Annotated in this window: 20 protein-coding genes and 1 pseudogene; 13 read left to right on the top strand and 8 right to left on the bottom strand. The window is 61.7% G+C overall.

Features of this window, described 5'->3' with window-relative positions:
* Nucleotides 1-7 precede the first annotated feature (7 nt).
* The 5 genes from VSX60_RS02270 (at nucleotide 8) to VSX60_RS02290 (ending at nucleotide 4,556) form a co-directional block, all read left to right on the top strand.
* Nucleotides 8-229, top strand: a complete 222-nt coding sequence (locus tag VSX60_RS02270; protein ID WP_327622521.1) for an AbrB/MazE/SpoVT family DNA-binding domain-containing protein — start codon at nucleotides 8-10, stop codon at nucleotides 227-229.
* A complete protein-coding gene (locus VSX60_RS02275; RefSeq protein WP_327622522.1) occupies nucleotides 226-612 on the top strand; it encodes a type II toxin-antitoxin system death-on-curing family toxin in 387 nt (128 codons plus the stop codon). The genes VSX60_RS02270 and VSX60_RS02275 overlap by 4 nt, the downstream gene beginning before the upstream one ends.
* Nucleotides 609-1,661, top strand: coding sequence for a magnesium transporter CorA family protein (locus VSX60_RS02280; RefSeq protein WP_327622523.1), 1,053 nt, complete (start codon nucleotides 609-611; stop codon nucleotides 1,659-1,661). Before VSX60_RS02275 ends, VSX60_RS02280 begins: the two co-directional genes overlap by 4 nt.
* An 86-nt stretch (nucleotides 1,662-1,747) precedes the next feature.
* On the top strand, nucleotides 1,748-3,697 hold the full coding sequence (locus VSX60_RS02285; protein ID WP_327622524.1) for a putative bifunctional diguanylate cyclase/phosphodiesterase: 1,950 nt from the start codon (nucleotides 1,748-1,750) through the stop codon (nucleotides 3,695-3,697).
* Between the two features lie 214 nt (nucleotides 3,698-3,911).
* Complete coding sequence (locus VSX60_RS02290) at nucleotides 3,912-4,556, top strand: N-acyl amino acid synthase FeeM domain-containing protein (protein ID WP_327622525.1); 645 nt, start codon at nucleotides 3,912-3,914, stop codon at nucleotides 4,554-4,556.
* 28 nt (nucleotides 4,557-4,584) lie between these two features.
* On the opposite strand, the gene pqqE is transcribed toward VSX60_RS02290, so the two are convergent.
* The 4 genes and pseudogenes from pqqE to pqqA form a co-directional block, all read right to left on the bottom strand.
* Nucleotides 4,585-5,727, bottom strand: coding sequence for a pyrroloquinoline quinone biosynthesis protein PqqE (gene pqqE / locus VSX60_RS02295; protein ID WP_327622526.1), 1,143 nt, complete (start codon nucleotides 5,725-5,727; stop codon nucleotides 4,585-4,587).
* Nucleotides 5,724-6,757: pseudogene (pqqC, locus tag VSX60_RS02305) on the bottom strand (pyrroloquinoline-quinone synthase PqqC). Before pqqC ends, pqqE begins: the two are co-directional and overlap by 4 nt.
* The gene (gene pqqB / locus VSX60_RS02310; protein ID WP_327622660.1) at nucleotides 6,754-7,668 is read right to left on the bottom strand and encodes a pyrroloquinoline quinone biosynthesis protein PqqB; all 915 of its coding nucleotides are present in this window, start codon (nucleotides 7,666-7,668) and stop codon (nucleotides 6,754-6,756) included. Before pqqB ends, pqqC begins: the two are co-directional and overlap by 4 nt.
* Nucleotides 7,669-7,710: 42 nt before the next feature.
* Nucleotides 7,711-7,788 carry a pyrroloquinoline quinone precursor peptide PqqA gene (pqqA, locus tag VSX60_RS22530; RefSeq protein WP_206455397.1) on the bottom strand — a complete coding sequence of 26 codons (78 nt, stop codon included), beginning with the start codon at nucleotides 7,786-7,788 and terminating at the stop codon, nucleotides 7,711-7,713.
* A gap of 205 nt (nucleotides 7,789-7,993) precedes the next feature.
* Here pqqA and meaB point away from each other — a divergent pair, with 205 nt between their 5' ends.
* The 4 genes from meaB (at nucleotide 7,994) to VSX60_RS02330 (ending at nucleotide 11,173) form a co-directional block, all read left to right on the top strand.
* Nucleotides 7,994-9,004 carry a methylmalonyl Co-A mutase-associated GTPase MeaB gene (gene meaB / locus VSX60_RS02315; RefSeq protein ID WP_327622529.1) on the top strand — a complete coding sequence of 337 codons (1,011 nt, stop codon included), beginning with the start codon at nucleotides 7,994-7,996 and terminating at the stop codon, nucleotides 9,002-9,004.
* A gap of 104 nt (nucleotides 9,005-9,108) precedes the next feature.
* Nucleotides 9,109-9,915 carry an NYN domain-containing protein gene (locus tag VSX60_RS02320; RefSeq protein ID WP_327622531.1) on the top strand — a complete coding sequence of 269 codons (807 nt, stop codon included), beginning with the start codon at nucleotides 9,109-9,111 and terminating at the stop codon, nucleotides 9,913-9,915.
* Nucleotides 9,916-10,115: 200 nt separating this feature from the next.
* Nucleotides 10,116-10,631 carry a hypothetical protein gene (locus VSX60_RS02325; protein WP_327622533.1) on the top strand — a complete coding sequence of 172 codons (516 nt, stop codon included), beginning with the start codon at nucleotides 10,116-10,118 and terminating at the stop codon, nucleotides 10,629-10,631.
* Nucleotides 10,628-11,173 carry a hypothetical protein gene (locus VSX60_RS02330; RefSeq protein WP_327622535.1) on the top strand — a complete coding sequence of 182 codons (546 nt, stop codon included), beginning with the start codon at nucleotides 10,628-10,630 and terminating at the stop codon, nucleotides 11,171-11,173. Before VSX60_RS02325 ends, VSX60_RS02330 begins: the two co-directional genes overlap by 4 nt.
* Nucleotides 11,174-11,186: 13 nt before the next feature.
* Here the strand turns inward: VSX60_RS02330 and VSX60_RS02335 are convergent, their stop codons facing one another.
* Nucleotides 11,187-12,239 carry an asparaginase gene (locus VSX60_RS02335; protein WP_327622536.1) on the bottom strand — a complete coding sequence of 351 codons (1,053 nt, stop codon included), beginning with the start codon at nucleotides 12,237-12,239 and terminating at the stop codon, nucleotides 11,187-11,189.
* 78 nt (nucleotides 12,240-12,317) lie between these two features.
* Between VSX60_RS02335 and VSX60_RS02340 the strand changes: the two genes are divergently transcribed.
* The gene (locus VSX60_RS02340) at nucleotides 12,318-13,064 is read left to right on the top strand and encodes a DUF3750 domain-containing protein (protein ID WP_327622537.1); all 747 of its coding nucleotides are present in this window, start codon (nucleotides 12,318-12,320) and stop codon (nucleotides 13,062-13,064) included.
* Here VSX60_RS02340 and VSX60_RS02345 read toward each other — a convergent pair.
* A complete protein-coding gene (locus VSX60_RS02345; protein WP_327622664.1) occupies nucleotides 13,043-13,294 on the bottom strand; it encodes a hypothetical protein in 252 nt (83 codons plus the stop codon). The genes VSX60_RS02340 and VSX60_RS02345 overlap by 22 nt on opposite strands.
* Between VSX60_RS02345 and VSX60_RS02350 the strand changes: the two genes are divergently transcribed.
* A complete protein-coding gene (locus VSX60_RS02350) occupies nucleotides 13,178-13,459 on the top strand; it encodes a type II toxin-antitoxin system RelE/ParE family toxin (protein ID WP_327622538.1) in 282 nt (93 codons plus the stop codon). The genes VSX60_RS02345 and VSX60_RS02350 overlap by 117 nt on opposite strands.
* Before the next feature lie 18 nt (nucleotides 13,460-13,477).
* On the top strand, nucleotides 13,478-13,771 hold the full coding sequence (locus VSX60_RS02355) for a HigA family addiction module antitoxin (protein WP_327622539.1): 294 nt from the start codon (nucleotides 13,478-13,480) through the stop codon (nucleotides 13,769-13,771).
* 69 nt (nucleotides 13,772-13,840) lie between these two features.
* On the opposite strand, the gene VSX60_RS02360 is transcribed toward VSX60_RS02355, so the two are convergent.
* Both VSX60_RS02360 and pcaD read right to left on the bottom strand, forming a co-directional pair.
* On the bottom strand, nucleotides 13,841-14,899 hold the full coding sequence (locus VSX60_RS02360; RefSeq protein WP_327622540.1) for a 3-carboxy-cis,cis-muconate cycloisomerase: 1,059 nt from the start codon (nucleotides 14,897-14,899) through the stop codon (nucleotides 13,841-13,843).
* Nucleotides 14,896-15,702 (bottom strand): 3-oxoadipate enol-lactonase, encoded by an 807-nt coding sequence (gene pcaD, locus VSX60_RS02365; protein ID WP_327622541.1) that lies wholly within the window; start codon nucleotides 15,700-15,702, stop codon nucleotides 14,896-14,898. The genes VSX60_RS02360 and pcaD overlap by 4 nt, the downstream gene beginning before the upstream one ends.
* A gap of 168 nt (nucleotides 15,703-15,870) precedes the next feature.
* Here pcaD and VSX60_RS02370 point away from each other — a divergent pair, with 168 nt between their 5' ends.
* Entirely contained in the window at nucleotides 15,871-16,821 is a 951-nt protein-coding gene (locus tag VSX60_RS02370) for a carbohydrate kinase family protein (protein ID WP_327622542.1), read from the top strand.
* The last annotated feature ends 13 nt before the right edge of the window (nucleotides 16,822-16,834 follow it).

Genomic DNA, 16,834 nt, shown 5'->3' on the forward strand with positions numbered 1-16,834 from the left:
CATTGCCATGAACACCGTCATTCGCAAGATCGGCAATTCCGAAGGTGTGATCCTGCCCAGGGAGGTGCTGGAACAGGCGGGATTTGCCACCGGCGACTCTCTTGAAATCGTCCGGACTCCCGATGGCGTTCAATTGGTTCGGGCAGATTCGCCCTTCGGCCGTCAGATGCGTTCGGCCCGCGAGGGGATGCAGAAATATCGTACTGCCCTGCGTGAACTGGCGAAATGACCATTGAGTGGTTGAGCCGGGAGGTCGTGGAGGCCATTCACTACGAACAATTGTCGGAGCATGGCGGGCTCGCCGGGATCAGAGACGAGAACGCGCTGGAAGCTGCACTGGATCGGCCGCTGAATAAGGCGGCTTATGATGAGCCCGACCTTTTCGATCTTGCCGCCGCCTATTTGTATGGCATCGCTCGCAATCACCCTTTCAGCGATGGCAACAAGCGGACCGCCTATCTCGCCGCCTACGTCTTTCTCGACATTAACGGCTACGACATCACCGCCGACAACGGCATGGTCTACCAGTTCGTCATGGATGTCGCGGCTGGCGCCGTCGGCGAGGACAGCGCCGCGCGCTGGTTCCGCGATTTCACGGAAAAGCGTCGATGATCGAGGCCTATGTCCCGAGCGGTGCCAGAATGCACGCGGTCCGGGCATCGCCCGACGCAATCCCGACCGAGGCTGTCTGGATCGACCTGCTCGATCCGCATCCAGACGAAATCGCCGCCGTCGAACAGTTATGCGGCATCGACGTGCCGACCCGCGAAGAAATGGTCGAGATCGAGGTGTCGAGCCGGCTCTATTCCGAGGACGACGCCGACTTCATGACGGCCTCGGTCGTGTTCGGGTTGGACGGCGGCAAGCCGTCTTTCGCCCCGGTCACCTTCATGCTCGCCGACCGCCGGCTGATCACGCTGCGCTATAGCGCGCCGAAAAGCTTTGCAATCTACGCGACCAAGCTCTGCCGCGAGACACCGCGCCATGGTGGCGCTGCGGACAGCGGCGCCCAGCCCGGCGCCGCCGAAAAGCCGGCCGTCAGCCGCGGCGATCGGCCGCCGTCGGCGGACACGATCCTGATCGGGCTTCTCGAGACAGTGATCGACCGGGTCGCGGACCTCCTCGAGACCATCTCGGCGGACCTGGACAGCATCGGCGAGGACATCTTCTCCTCTTCGGCGCGCAAGAAGCCGACCGGCACCAAGGATTTCAAATCGCTGCTGCGGCGCATCGGAGCGGCCGGCGACCTCACCTCCCGCGCGCGGGAGGGCCTGGCGACGCTCGATCGCCTGCTCCCGTTTCTTCAGCTTGCCCTCGACCGCCGCAAATCCAGCGCCAAAGACGCCAAGCCGCGCGTGAAGGCGATGGCAAGGGACGTCCATTCGCTCAACGACTTCGTCACGTTCCTGTCCAACAAGACAACATTCCTGCTCGACACCACGGTCGGCATGATCTCGATCGAGCAGAACGCCATTATCAAAATCTTCTCGGTCGCCGCCGTCGCCTTCTTGCCGCCAACCCTGATCGCCTCGATCTACGGCATGAATTTCCGTTTCATGCCCGAACTCGGCTGGACCTTCGGCTATCCTGCCGCGCTCGCGCTGATGGTGGTCTCGGCGATCGTTCCAATGCTGTTCTTTCGGTACAAGAACTGGCTGTAGCCCAGCAACCCTGAGTGGTAAAATCTAGCATAAATTTGTTTTTAATCGTCACACTGTATTCTGGATTCCTTCGGTTGATTGGAGCGATGGTGCAGTTCGCGATTAAGAGGCTTCAGGCGATCCAGGCTGGCAGGCGCCCCGATCGTTACAAACAGATGCTCTTCGCCGACGCTGGCAATTTTGCTCGCGGGTGCGCCTTTACGCTTGTCGCTTGCATTGCGACGGCGATACAGACCGATATGCCGAGCGTCTGGGCAATCTTTGCCGCATTGAGCTTGGTAACGACCGTCCGCGTATCAGCGATCTATTATGGCGCACGGCGTGCCGACGACGACCGCGAGTCCGTCGCTATCGCGAAGCGCTTTTACGAGGTGACAGGCGTCATTCACGTCCTTCTCATCGGCGTTTGGCCGATGGTGATTTTCGCAGCTGACCAAACCTATGTCGCAGCCGAACTTTTTTCGTTCGCGACAGCCTTGTGTTTTATGACAGGCCTCGTTGGACGAAATTACGCCTCCAGAAAGCTGGTTGTCCTGCAGTTGTCGGCGGCCGGTGTCCCTATGTCCCTCGGACTCGCTTGGCAGATGGACGCATGGCACCTCCTTTTCGCTGCCCTTTTCGTGATGTTCTGCATGACCTTGCTTAGGATCGCGGACGGAATGCGGGGAATGATGGAAGAGACCGTTGCGGTTGCCGAGCAAAACTTTCATCTCGCTCACATCGACGGCCTTACCGGCTTGCCGAACAAGGGCCAGATGGTCCGTATTCTCGATACCGCGATCCATCACGGGGAGGCGATTGCGTTGCATTTCGTCGATCTCGACCGTTTCAAGCGCTTGAACGACACTTACGGTCACGCATTCGGGGATCGCGTCCTGGCCATCGCCGCGCGTCGCATGGAGGAGGTGAGCGAGGATGAGACTGTCGTATCCCGATTTTCCGGCGACGAGTTCGTGATCCTGCAGCATCTGAACGGCGAACCGCGGCAGGAAGCGACCCGCTTCGCCAATCTTCTGATCACCGCGTTAGCGAACCCGCTCTCGATCGACGGAATATCGGTCACATCGAAATGCAGCGTCGGCACCGCGCTCTTTCCCGGCGACGCTCGAACAACCGCCGAGTTGCTTCAGCGCGCAGATCTTGCGCTTTATAAATCGAAGTCCGCGGGACGCGGGAGGCACTCGCGATTCGACGCCGAGATGGAGAGCGTCGAAATCGAACGCATGAGGATCGAGTCAAATCTGCGCAGAGCGCTCGATGCAAACGAACTGACATTTGTATTTCAACCCATCGTCAATCCCCAATACGGCCGCATCAGCACATGTGAGGCCCTCTTGCGTTGGGATGATCCCGTCCATGGCGCGATTTCCCCGGCGGTTTTCTTGCCAATCGCCGAGGAAAGCGGCCTTATGCCGGCAATCACCGATTATACCATCGACATGGCATGCGCGGCGGTCGCTACTTGGCCCCCCAATAAACGGGTTGCCGTCAATATTTCACCGAGCCAGTTGAATCGCGACGACATCGTCGATGTCATACTTCGATCTGCGGCCCGCCACTCGGTCGCCCCATCGCAGCTTGAGGTCGAGATAACCGAAAATATCTTTCTCGATCGCGATCCGGAAATTTTTCGACGGCTCGATATCTTGCACGCAACCGGGATCAGACTGTCCCTTGACGACTTCGGGACCGGCTATTCAAATCTCGAATATATCACTCGGCTACCCCTCGATAAGGTCAAGATTGACCGGCGTTTCATACGAGAGGCGCTTGAGAACAACAGGGAGCGCGCCTTGCTCCGTGGCATTCTCGGCTTGGTCGAATCCATCGGACTTGGCGTAGTGGTGGAGGGCGTCGAGCGAACCGATCAACTGGAATTTCTCACTGCAGAACTACCGTCAGCGGAGATTCAGGGCTTCATTTACGGCCCTCCGTTGCGCCCCAAGATGATCCGGGATCTGCTCCTGGCCGGCCGGCCGCCCGTCCAATCGGAAAGTAACACGGCAGCCGCGAGCGCCCTCCAAACGCTTTGTTAACCCTTACCAAACATTTATTGCATCGTTACAATTTTCGCTATCGTGAATGACAAATAATTAAGCTAGACTGCCTTTGCTATTTGTAGAGGCGCAACAAATGTCCAGATTTTCGCGACGAATATCCCGCGACCCCGATAGCAATAATACCGATATCCTTGCGATAACCGATTATCATATCGCAAATAATACAAAGAGTCGGGATGATATATATCGATTGCGTTATCGATCCTACCGTAGGGAAGGAATAATATCAGAAAATTCAAGACAGTTCTTTTTCGATAAATATGATTTCGACCCCAATGCTGTTGTCTTCGGAACTCATATCAATGACTACCTTGCCGGATCAATCCGCATTCATCTGCTTTCCAAAGAGAACCCTACAAGTCCTGCGTACGACACCTATCACGATATTCTGAGTCCGCTTCTGCGGAATGCCGAAACGATGATCGATCCGAGCCGGTTCGTAATTGACCCGGAGGCCCGAACAACGCCACTCTTGCCATTCTCTGTGATCAGGCTGGCCTGTATGATGGCCGAGCATTTCGAGTCCGATTGGATGCTCGCCACCGTTCGGCCCGAGCACGCGGCGTTCTATAAGCGTTTCTGCTCGTTAGAACCGATGTCCGAGCTGCGTCCCTATCCCGGACTGAGCTGTCCACTCATGCTGCTCGGGGCACGCAACAAAGATGTCCAGGATCATGTGTTCGCGCGGTATCCGATCTTTTCGTCCACCCTTGCTGAGCGCCTTGCCTTGTTCGGTACCGAGCGGGCGATCGAGCGCTTCGGCATGGGTCCGGCCAACGATAGCGACGACAATTCTCCCCAACTTCTCCGAGAGCACTCGTCCGGACAATTGTAACGAGCGGGCAGTGCGATCTGCCTGGCTCTCATCTTTTCCGAAACCCGCGATAGGTCGCCGCGCCGGGATCGGCAACCGTCGAGGCCTCGGTCGTGGCGATCTCGCCGAGCCGTTCGTGGAAATCGGATTTGACGCAGGCGGGGTCCGCGTTCGCCGGGTCGCCGGTCAGCGCCAGCGCCTGGCAGCGGCAGCCGCCATAGTCGACATGCCGGCGCTCGCAGGAACGGCAAGGCTCCTTCATCCAGGCCGTGCCGCGATAGGCTTCGAAGGCCGGCGACGACGCCCAGATATCGGCGAGGGAATGGTCCCTCACCGACCAGAATTCCAGATGCTCGATCGTCTCGGCCGCGTGGCAGGGCAGCGCCTTGCCGGCCGGCGTCACACTCAGCGTGCGTGCCCCCCAGCCGCCGTTACAGAGCTTGGGATATTTCGCGTAGTAGTCCGGGAAGACGGCGTCGATGACGAGGGTGCCCTTCAGCCGCTCACGCGCGGCCTCGACCTCCCCGATCGTCCGGTCGACGTCCTCACGCGCGGGCATCAGCTGCGCCCGGTTCTTCAGCGCCCAGCCGTAATATTGCGTATGTGCGATCTCCAGCCGCTTGGCGCCGAAGGCGACGGCCTTGTCGATCATGTCCGGCACCTGATGGATGTTCATCCGGTGGATCACTGCGTTGAGGGTCAGCGGGAAGCCGCGCGCGACCACCGCGCGGGCGAAGACCTCTTTCTTCTCAAAGCCCCCCTTGTAGCCCGCCACCCGTTCGGTCACGCCGGCGTCGGCGCCTTGCAGCGACAGCTGGATGTGGTCGCAGCCGGCTTCGAACAGGGCGTCGAGCTGCGCCTCCGAAACGCCGATCCCCGAGGTGATCAGATTGGTGTAGAGCCCGACCTCGGCGGCGTGGCGGGTCAGTTCGACGATGTCCTTGCGGGCGGTTGGTTCGCCGCCGGACAGATGGATATGGATGACTCCGAGTTCGGCCGCCTCGGTGAAGACCCGCTTCCAGGTCTCGGTGTCGAGCTCGGACGATCGCGTGTCGAGCTCGAGCGGGTTCGAGCAATAGGTGCAGCGCAGCGGGCAGCGGTGGGTCAGCTCGGCCAACAGGCCCAGCGGCGGCTGCGGCACCGGCCGCTCTGCCCTTTCGGCGGCGGGCTCGGGAAAGACCGCCTCGTTCATAGCGTCACCATCTGCTTGTCGCGAAGGTCGATGAGGAAACTCTCGACATCCGGTCGGATCGTCGCTTCGTCCGCCGTAAACGCCTCCGTCAGCTGTCGCAGGATATCGCCGAACGTGGTCTTGCCATCCACCCGCTTGAGGATTTCCGTCGAAACCTGATCGGCGTTGAAGATGCGTTCCGGCCCGACCAGGATGAACTGGCCGCGCGTCTTGTCCTCGCGAAAGCGAACGCCATGCGGCAGTTTGGGCACCGTATCGTCGGCGATCGCGGTCATGCCGCTCCGCCCTCCTTCCGTAACCCTTCGCCCGGACGCCAGGCGTCCGGTGGGGTCAGTCCCGGCTCGACGTAGGCAAAATGCAGGGCATCGAGCTGTGCCCAGAGCACCTGGCACTTGAACCGCAAGGCGTCGAGGACGGCGCGCTGTTCCTCGGGCCGTCGGGCATTGTCGAGGCAATAGGCGAGCGCGAAATCGGAATCGCGCTTGGCCTGGACCGGCCGTTTGTCGAAATAGGTCAGCGTTTCCTTCGAGATGAAGTCGTAATGCTCCAGCATCCCCCGCACGCGAGTGCCAATGACATTTGGCGAGAATAGTTCAGTCAGCGACGAGGCGATGGCTTCCAGCAGCGTCCCCTCCTGGACGAAATGGACATAAGCATCGACCGCAAAGCGCGTACCGGCAAGAATGCCGACGCCGGATTCCACATAGGCGCGATCGAGACCGACGCCGTCGGTGAGCGCGATCCATTTCTCGATGCCGCCGCGCTGCCCCTCCTCGCCGTCATGGTCGATGATCCGCTGGCGCCATTCGCGCCGCAGTTCGGCAGTCTGCAGCCGGGCGAGAATGTAGGCATCCTTCACCGGGATCTGCGACTGGTAATAATAACGGTTGAGCGCCCAAGCCTGCACCTGCGTCTTTGTCAATTCGCCGTTCTGCAATCGCTGCTGAAACGGATGCAGATGGTGATAGCGCTCCGCTCCAATCCGCCGCAGCGCCGCCTCGAAATCCTCGCGTCCCATCATGGCTTTCATGGCACGATCTCCATCCCGTCTTTCGCCACCTGCCAACCGGCAGCCTCCACCATTTGCCGCTCCCTGGAATCCTCGATCAGGATCGGATTGGTGTTGTTGATGTGAATGTAAGTGCGGCTTGCGATTTTGAGCCCGTCGAAGGCCGCCAGGCTGCCGCCCTCGCCGGTGATCGGCATATGGCCCATCCGGCGACCGGTCTTCTGGCCCACACCGGCCTTGGCCATCTCGTCGTCGGTGAACACGGTGCCGTCGAACAAGAGTGCGTCGGCCTCCCTGACCCTGTCACGCAGCCGATCGGGGACAGTGGCGCAACCGGGGATGTAATAAGCCGTCTTGCCGTTTGCCGTCAGTCGGACACCGATCGTCATCTCGCCTTCCTCGCCGACATCGACCTCGCCTTCTTCCAGGTAGAGCGGCACTTTGCCGGGAACGGGGAACACCTCGACTTGAAGTCCCGGCACCGGCTCGAACGTCGCCCCCATCATCACCGGCCGTCTCGTCACATGCGCGGGATCGAGAACCGAAAAGATCGGGTTGTCGGCGATGACGCCGAGAACGCCAGCTGTCCCGTAGAGCGGAAACGACTGTTTCTCGCGCAAGGTCAAAAGGCCGGCGACATGATCGACATCGCCGTTGGTCACCAGGACCGCGCCGATGGGCGAGGCCCGCCGCTGATCCGCGGACGTCCCGGCGGCTGGCTGCAATGGTGGTGATCGCAAGATCTGCTCGCGCAGATCCGGCGATGCGTTGATCAGCAGCCAGTTGCGTCCGTCGGCGGTCGCGGCGATGGAGGATTGCGAACGCGCCGACACGCGGCTGTCGCCGGTCCAATAGAGCCGGCAGACATCGCACAGGCAATTCCATTGCGGATAGCCGCCGCCAGCGGCCGAGCCCAAAACGAAAAGCCGCAGGCGGGCCTCGACCCGCCCGCGGCTGTCAGGTGCTGCCACCGATTAGAATTCGATTGGCATATAGCCGTTGATTTCCATCGCAAGGCAGACTTCCGTGAGAACAGGTTTGTTCCAGGCCATGGTACTTCTCCCAAAGCATGGCGGCTGGCGATACCCGCAAAGCCGCCTTTAATCGTTGCCCACCATCGAAGGCTAGCAAACATGGCGTTCCTTCGGTAGTCATTGCCGTTCACAAGCCCCTTTTCCGGCACGAGATCGGGAGGTTTTCCCACATCCTCGACGGCGCCCGATCGGGGGCACCGACAGCCCGACCACACCGGTGATCATGACCCCTTTGCCCGATCCCGACGACCTGGCCGACCGCATCCGCAAAGGCGAGCGCGCCGCGCTGAGCCGCGCCATCACCCTGGTCGAATCGACCCGGCCCGAGCACAGGGGCGTCGCCGCCGCCGTCCTCGATCGGCTCGCCCCCGACACCGGCGGCGCGATCCGTATCGGCGTCAGCGGTGTTCCCGGCGTCGGCAAGTCGACGCTGCTCGATGCCTTCGGCTCGATGCTGACGGCCAGGGGGCACAAGGTCGCAGTGCTGGCAGTGGACCCGTCCTCGGTGCGTTCCGGCGGCTCGATCCTCGGCGACAAGACGCGAATGGCGCGCCTCGCCGTCGACAAGAACGCCTTCATCCGCCCCTCCCCCTCCTCCGGCACGCTCGGCGGCGTCGCGGCGAAGACGCGCGAGACGATGCTGCTTTGCGAGGCGGCGGGGTTCGACGTCGTCATCGTCGAGACGATGGGCGTCGGCCAGGCCGAGGTCAGCGTCGCGGACATGGTCGATCTCGTCCTGTTGTTGATGATCGCCGGCGGCGGCGATGAGCTTCAGGGCATCAAGAAGGGCATCCTCGAAGTCGCCGACATCATCGCCATGAACAAGGCCGACGGCGACAATGCCGGGCCGGCGCGGGCCGCCGCCGCCGAAATCCGCTCCGCTCTCAACATTCTGGCGCCGCGTTCGGCAGCCTGGACCGTCCCGGTGCTCGCCATCTCCGGCATGACCGGCGCCGGCCTCGACGATCTGTGGACCGACATCGAGCGCTTCCGCGACATCCACCGTCGCGACGGCTCATGGGACGACCGACGGGCCGAGCAGCAGGTGCGCTGGCTCTGGACCAGCCTCGACGAGGGCCTGCGCCGGCGCATCCTGTCCGGGGCGCGCTGGCGCGCCGAAATCGCCGCCGGGGAAAAGGCCGTGAGGAAAGGCGAACGGGCGCCGAGCGCTGTCGCCGAAGCCATCCTCGACCGGTTGGGACTGCCGGCCGAACCGACGGACACGCAAAACTGACGGCGGTCGATATTGGCCGGCACGACGGATCTTGCGGCTGGCGCCTGTCAGCGCCCATGCTCCGCCATAGATCCGTCGAGGACGAACGAGGGAAAACCACTACCATGTCTGCTTCAAGACCCGACAAGACCGATCGGCTGGCCGTGCTGATCGATGCCGACAACGCCTCCTCGCGCATCGCCGACGGGCTGTTCGAGGAGATCGCCAAGATCGGCGAGGCGAGCGTCAGGCGCATCTATGGCGATTTCTCCAGCCAGCGTTCCAAGGGTTGGGCGGACGTCCTGTCGCGCCACGCGATCATCCCGCAGCAGCAATTCGCCTATACGACCGGCAAAAATGCCTCCGATATAACCCTCGTCATCGACGCCATGGACCTTCTCCACAGCAGCCGCTTTGACGGCTTCTGCCTGGTCTCGTCGGACAGCGACTTCACCCGGCTCGCCGCCCGCATCCGCGAACAGGGCGTCGACGTCTACGGCTTCGGCGAGCAGAAGACGCCGGAAAGTTTCCGGCAGGCGTGTCGGCGCTTCATCTACACCGAGAATCTGTTGCCCGGGCGGGCCACGGCGGAGAAGGATAATGGCGACGCGCCGCCACTGGCCAAGCCGCAGCAGGCGGCGGACCTTCTCAAGCGGGTGATCGAGCAGATGGACACCGAGGATGGCTGGGTGAATCTCGGCAGTTTCGGCAAGCAGCTTCTGAACCTGTCCTCAGATTTCGATCCGCGTACCTACGGCTTCAAGAAATTAAGCGATCTGGTCCGCTCGACCAAACTGTTCGAGGTCGACGACCCGGAAGGCGGCAGCGTCGAAATCCGGCTGAAGCCGCAGGCGGCGGAAAAGCCCCGCGCCACCCGCTCCCGCAGACCGGCTAGCCGTCCCCCAAGCCAGCCAAAAAGCGACTACAGCTAAGCCTCGACCTCGATCGAACGCCGGGCCGACCGAGGCCTCGCCTCAGCGCAGGATCGCCCGCTGAAGCCTTACATAGGAGGCCCAATCCCCACACGGGCCCATATTACCTTACGTAGCGTTGAAATTTTAATTGCAATTTTTTGAGAACATGTGATGATACCGCCAAGCTCATTAACGAGGCCGCATCAGAGATGCCTGCTATGAATTTTTTATTCAGATCGTCATTTCTTTTTCTGGCCGCCTATTCTTCTGTCAGCTCCAGTAGCGCGCAAGAATCAAATTTTAGTATGTATTTTCAGGGGTCAGAGTCTGCTATTTTTGAAGCCTTAGACAATATAGAAGAAAGTGATTCCAGCGCAATGAAGCAAGAATGGAAATTTCTTGCGCCACCAGGGGAGTACTCGGAAGAACTTATCCGAAACGCTAAGCGGTTTTGCCCGGAGTGCGAGGAGATTCCGGAAGCGCCACCCTGCGAAGAAGAATTCACAACCGGCATCCAGTTGAGAGCCTCAAGTGACGAAATTTCTGGATTATTTCGCGATGAACTTTCTCCTTCTCCAATGCCCCAAAACGGTCGATTAAAGCTTTATACGGAGTTTCCCGTAGATATCCCGGATTCGTTTTATGGGCAGGTAGTTTCCGAAATTCCTTCAGCCGCTGCGCAAATTTGTCCGGACTGCGAAGATGTAGGCGGCGGCGGAGGGGAATGCGAATGAATGAGCATCATTTTCGAGAAAATATTTCTCTAATCCTTACATTTTTTATATTTGTCTTGTTTATTTTTGTATTTTCATATTTTTTCCTACTTCTCGGTTGGCAGAACATCGTTAAAGTTGACTCTGCACTACCCGAGTGCTCGTCGCCTATCGCAACATCTGAACAAGCAGCACTTTGCAAAAATAGACATAATATGAAAATTAAGGAGTATAGATCAAGTAGATTTAAATTTGAAACTGACCATAGTGCTTCCGTTTATTATTGGCAAAGATTTTCTACAATAGTATCTTTCTTTATATTTACTTCTCTCATATGTGCTGGTGTTTTTTTTGCATATATTGAATTTGATAAAGGAAAAGGTGGGGAAAATAAATTTAAAGTATCCGCAGATGGGTTGGAAATTAGTTCAGAAATAATCGGTCTTATAATATTGTCTATGTCTCTTATATTCGCATATATATATATCGACAGGATTTATCCTATTAATGATCCATCGCGGGGAGACGGCGTCGAGGCCGTTGATGTAGTTAAAGATAAGTAGGCGGAAGACGCGTCTATTGTCCCCATTGCGTCTGCGAACTCTCAACAGATGTTATTATTAGCGAGGAAGGAATTGAGACTCGTACCGCGCCGACCGTGATCTTTTCCCAGTTGCGCAACGTCTTCGACGCCAGCGTATCGAAGCGTCCGGCCAGCGCCGCGTCGTCGCGGCGAAGCGCCTTACCGATGACAGCGGCGACCAGCGCCTCGCTCGCCCGCGTCCCGCCGTCATCGATCTTCAGCGCAAAGCCAAGGCCGAGATCCGGCAGGGCGCCGCAGAAAACGCCCTCGGCCCCGGTCTTGGCGAACACCTGGCCGGGCGCGGCCTGCATCAGCTTCTCACAGGCGCGGCCAGTGCCGGACATCTCCCAGGGCGCGGCCATGCAGGCCTCGATCAGCCGGCGTCCCGCCGCCGCGCGCTCCGGGGCAATGCCCTCACCGCTGACGAGCTTGGCGAAGCCATGCGCGAAACTTTTGAGCGGCGCGGCATAGGTCGGGATCGAGCAGCCATCGGTGCCACAAACATCGTCGCCAAGTTCAGTGCCGGTCAGATCCTCGATCGCGGCCTTCGCCCTTTGCTGCACCGGATGATCCGCCCGGACATAGCCACGCGGGTCCTCGCCCTGGTGCACCGCCGTGCAGAGAAATCCGGCATGCTTGCCCGAGCAATTATTGTGCAGCACCGTCGGCTCGCCGCCCCGCCGGGCGAGATCGAGCGCGACGGGCAGATCGAACGGCCAGTGGCAGCCGCATTCGAGTGCGCGGCCGTCGAGCCCGCCCTTTGCCAACATGGCGGCTGCAAGCGTCACATGCCCCTCTTCGCCGGAATGGGAGGCGCAGGCGAGCGAAAGTTCCCGGTCGCCGAAGCCGAATGCGTCTGCCGCGCCAGTCTCGATCAGCGGGATCGCCTGGAACACCTTGATCGCCGAGCGCGGAAACACCGGCCGCGCGATATCGCCGGCTGAGGCGACGACGGCCCCGGCGCCGTCGACCAACGCGAAGGCGCCGCGATGGACGCTCTCGACCAGATCGCCACGGGTCACTTCCACGAGAACGGGGTTTTCCATCACGCACCTTGGTCCTACAACTGCCTTGAAGTGGGCGCTCTAGCAGCCGTTCCGCTTTCCCGCCACCGTCAGGACCCGATGCATCTGTTGAAATGGCTCTCCGTCGTCGTCGTGGCGGTCTATCTCCTGCCCACAGCGCTCGCCGCGCTTCTCTGGTGGACGAGCGAACGTCCCCTCTCCTGGCGCCAGGCCGACTGGAGTTCGGCGTCGCTCCTCCCGATAGCCAGCACCAACGGGGACGCGGCGCTCTACATTCTCGCCGCGCGCACCGGCGGCCTCAAGGGCGCGCTGGCCGATCACTCATGGATCGTCATCAAGGACAAGGGCGCGAGCGCTTACGAGCGTTGGGACAAGGTCGGCTGGGGGACACCGGTTCGGCGCAACAGCCAGCCTGCCGACGGGCGCTGGTATTCGAACGATCCCCGGGTCGTCGTCGGGATCACCGGCGCGCGGGCCGAAGCCTTGATCCCCAAGGTGCGCGCTGTGATCGCCGCCTACCCTTATGCCGAGCGTGGCGGCTACGCCCTCTTTCCCGGCCCGAACTCCAATACCTTCGTCGCCCATGTCATGCGCGCCGTCCCCGGCATCGACGCGACGCTACCGGCGGCGGCGGTCGGCCGCGACTACCCGTCCGAGGGGCGCTTCCTCTCGATCGACCCCGACCGCCAGGAACTGCGCCTGTCGCTCTGGGGCTATGCCGGCATCGTCGCAGGCTGGAAATCGGGGCTGGAGGTGAATTTCCTCGGCCTCGTCGCCGGCATCGATCCGTGGCGGCTGGCGGTCAAAGTGCCGGCCTTCGGGACCTATGCGCTGCTGGGGGCGTGATTATTTGCACCGTCGACTGTCAGAAAGCGATGATCTGCATTGGCAATCGCATGATCATTTGAGACTATTTGACAAGTGACAATTGTCGGCGCACACTGCCGACCCATGCACGGATGATTGCCAGCTTTCGACACAAAGGACTCCGACGCTTTTACGAGACCGGCGATGCGCGCGGCGTTCAGGCCGATCAGGTCAGACGCATTCGCCGCGTCCTGTTCGCGCTTGATCATGCCACCTCGCCGGAAACCTTCGAAGGTCTGCCGGGAATGCGTCTGCATCCTCTCAAGGGCCAGCTTGCCGGATTTTGGAGCGTGAGCGTGTCCGGCAATTGGCGGATCGTGTTTCGGTTCGACGACAGCCGGCCCGTCGATCTCGATTATCTGGATTACCACTGACGACTGGAGAAACTGACCTTGCCCCTCTACGACCCGCCCCACCCCGGCGAAATGGTGCGCGAGGAGTGCCTTGCGCCGCTCGGCCTGAGCGTCACGGAGGCTGCCCGCGTGCTCGGCGTCACTCGGCAGGCGTTGAATAACGTCGTCAACGAGAAAGCCGGGATCAGCCCTGAAATGGCGATCCGGCTCGAAAAGGCGTTTGGAGGCGAGGCCGATTTCTGGTTGCGGCTGCAAACCGCGTTCGATCTGGCGCAGGCCCGGCGACGGGAAGGCAGCATTGCCGTCGACCGCTATGTCCCGGAAAGCGCATAGCCGATTCAGCCGCGCCTTACGGAAGGCTTCCGGGCGTTTCCAACCATCTGCCTCGTCAAACGCCCATCTTCATTCCTCCCTTAGCGACAGCTGCCCGAGCAAGTCCTCCGCCGTCCGCGTCGCCGCCCCCGCGGCCAGGGCCATCTGCGGCAACAGCATCCATTCCAGCGTCCAGGCCGCGCCGGAGCGCTCGTTCTCATGCACCAACGCATGGTGCAGGCCGGAGACCAGCGTCGCGTTGAAGCGCGCCAGCGTCACCAAAACCTCCGCGCCGACCGGGTTCAGCTTGTGCGGCATCACCGACGAGCCGCCGCCGCCGGAAAGCGTCAGTTTCCCGACCTCGCTCTGCAGCGCCAGCGCCGCATCCTGCCCGAACTTGCCGAGCGCGCCGGTGATCAGCGACAGCCAGTGACCGAACTCGGCGATTCCGTCGCGTTCCGAATGCAGCGAAGCTGCGGCTGGCCAGAGGCCGAGCGCGTCCGCCACCCGCTGGACGATCGCCTCGCCCTTGTCGCCGAAATCCGCGCGGTCGCCGACGGCGCCGCCGAGCCGCAGGGCAAAGGCGCGCGGCGCGATCTCCTCGCGGCGAAGGCGACAGCGCACCAGCGGATCGGCCCAGGAGGCGAGCTTGCGCGAAAAAGGCGTCGGCCGCGCCGCCTGCATTCGGGTGTGCGCCATCACCTCGCGGTCGCCGGCCTCGATCCCCCATTGCGCGAAGGCATCGACCAGTGCTTCCAGCCGCCGGTCGAGCACCAACGACACCGCTTGCATGCGCATCGCCATCGCCGCGTCGATCGCATCCTGACTGGTCGCGCCCTTGTGCAAGCCGGCGGCAGCGGCCGGGTCGAGCCCGGCGCGCAATTGCTGAAGCAACGCGGGTACGACGACGCCATCCCGCGCCGTTCCCACGGCAAGGGCCGCGAGGTCGGGGGTGAATTCGTGTGTCCAGGCGCGAATCGCGGTGACCGCTGCCGGCGCGATCAATCCCTCCGCCGCCTCGGCCTCGGCGAGCGCGACCTCGAAGGCCAGCATCGCCTCGAGCTCCGCCGCCGCGGTGAAATAGGAATCGAGTTCCTCGTCGCCGAGCAGCGCGCCCAGAAACGAATGGGAGAAGACCGAGGCCGTCACCGGCCGGTCGCCGTGCTGAATACTTCCGCGGCAAAATCCGCGATCAGACCCGCCGTAACCTCCGGCTGCTCGATGCAGGGCAGATGACCGGCGTCCTTGACGATCTCGAAGCGCGAACCGGCAATCAGATCGGCGGTCGAGCGCATCAGATCCGGCGGGGTCGAGCCGTCCTGATCGCCGACGACGCACAGCACCGGCAGATCGATCTTCGCCGTCGCCTCAGTGTAATCGGCGTCACGCAATGCGGCGCTGCTGCCGAGATAGCCGGGCAGCGGAGTGCGCAAAAGCATGTTCGAATAGCCGACGAAATCGGGATTGGGCGGGCGGCGGAATTGCGGCGTAAACCAGCGCTCGAGGATCTGTTCGGAAATCGACCCGATTCCGTCCTTCTCGATCGCGGCGATGCGTTGGTCCCACAGTTCGGTCGTGCCGATTCGGTGCGCCGTATCCATCAGCACCAGTCCCTTGGCAAGAAGGGGATGGCGATGGGCAAGGCCTTGCGCGATCATGCCGCCGATCGACAGGCCGATGACGAGCGGGTTCGTCACGCCGAGATGGTCGATCAGGCCTTTCAGGTCGTCGACATGGGTGTCCATGGCGTAGGGCGCGGGCGTCGCCTCCGACAGGCCATGGCCGCGCTTGTCGTAGCGCACGATCTGACACGCGCCGGCGATGCGCTCGACCACAGCGTCCCAGATCCGGAAATCGGTGCCCAGCGAGTTGGCGAAGACCAGCGTCGGCCCGTCCGCGTTTCCCTCGACCCGATGGTGGATGACGATGCCGTTGACGCGCTGAAATGGCATGGATGCGGTTTCCTCCCCGATTGGACGCCGTCGATCATAGGCGTCAGCGCGCGCTATGAAAGGGTCGCGGTAGCTTTGTGCAAAGTGCGGCGCCATCTTCCCCGCTTCGGCCTTTCCTGATAGCGGCATTTGAAACCGAACGCTGGATATGGTCCGGGAGATTTCGCCATGTTTCTCAGTTGCGGCGACGCGCTGTTCGATCTGTTCGCCGAACCCGACGCGGATGTGGCGAAGATCGCCCTGTCCGGACGGGTCGGCGGTTCGCCGCTGAACGTCGCGCTGGGCCTGGCGCGCCTCGGCCATCCGGCCGGCTTCTTCACCAAGGTCTCGAGCGATCTCTTCGGAACGCGCATCCGCAGCTTCATGGCGCGCGAAAATATCGACCAGCGCTTCCTCATTCCGACCGACAGGAACACGACGCTGGCGATGGTCTCGCTCGGCGCCGACGGCTCGCCGGCCTATATCTTCTATATCGACGGCACCGCCGACCGCTCGATCGAGCCCGCCGAAGTGCCGGCGACGTTTCCCGAGGCGCTCGAGGCGATCCATCTGGCGTCCTACTCCACCGTGACCGATCCGACCGCCTCGGCGCTGGCCCATCTCGTGCGGCAGGAATCGGCCCGGCGGTTCATCTCCTACGATCCCAATATTCGCGCCTCGATCGAACCCGATCTCGACATCTGGCGGCAAAAAGTCGCCGAACTGGTGCCTTTCGCGGCCTTGGTGAAGGCGAGCGAAGAAGACCTCGATCTCCTCTATCCCGGTCGGGCTCTCGATGCCGTGATCGACGATTGGGTTGCCGCGGGCGCGGAGATGGCCGTGGTGACGCGCGGCGAGCGCGGCGCGATCGCCGCGACAAGCTCGGGCGTCAAAGCCTCGGTCGGCGGACGACAGATCATCGTTGCCGACACGGTCGGCGCCGGCGACACGTTTCAGGCGGCGCTCCTGGCCGGCCTGAAGGAACGCGGTCAACTCTCTCGCGCGGCGCTCAAGGCCGCCGACCAAGCCGGCATCGAGGAATTGCTGAGCTTCGCCGTCGACGCCGCCGCAGTGACCTGCTCGCGCCGCGGCGCCGACCTGCCGCGGCGCGCCGATCTGGATCTTCCGCCGCTCGCCTGAAAGCGTTTCTCGC

Origin of the sequence: Aurantimonas sp. A3-2-R12 (assembly GCF_036016755.1) — a bacterium.
Taxonomy (GTDB): Bacteria; Pseudomonadota; Alphaproteobacteria; order Rhizobiales; family Rhizobiaceae; genus Aurantimonas; species Aurantimonas coralicida_A.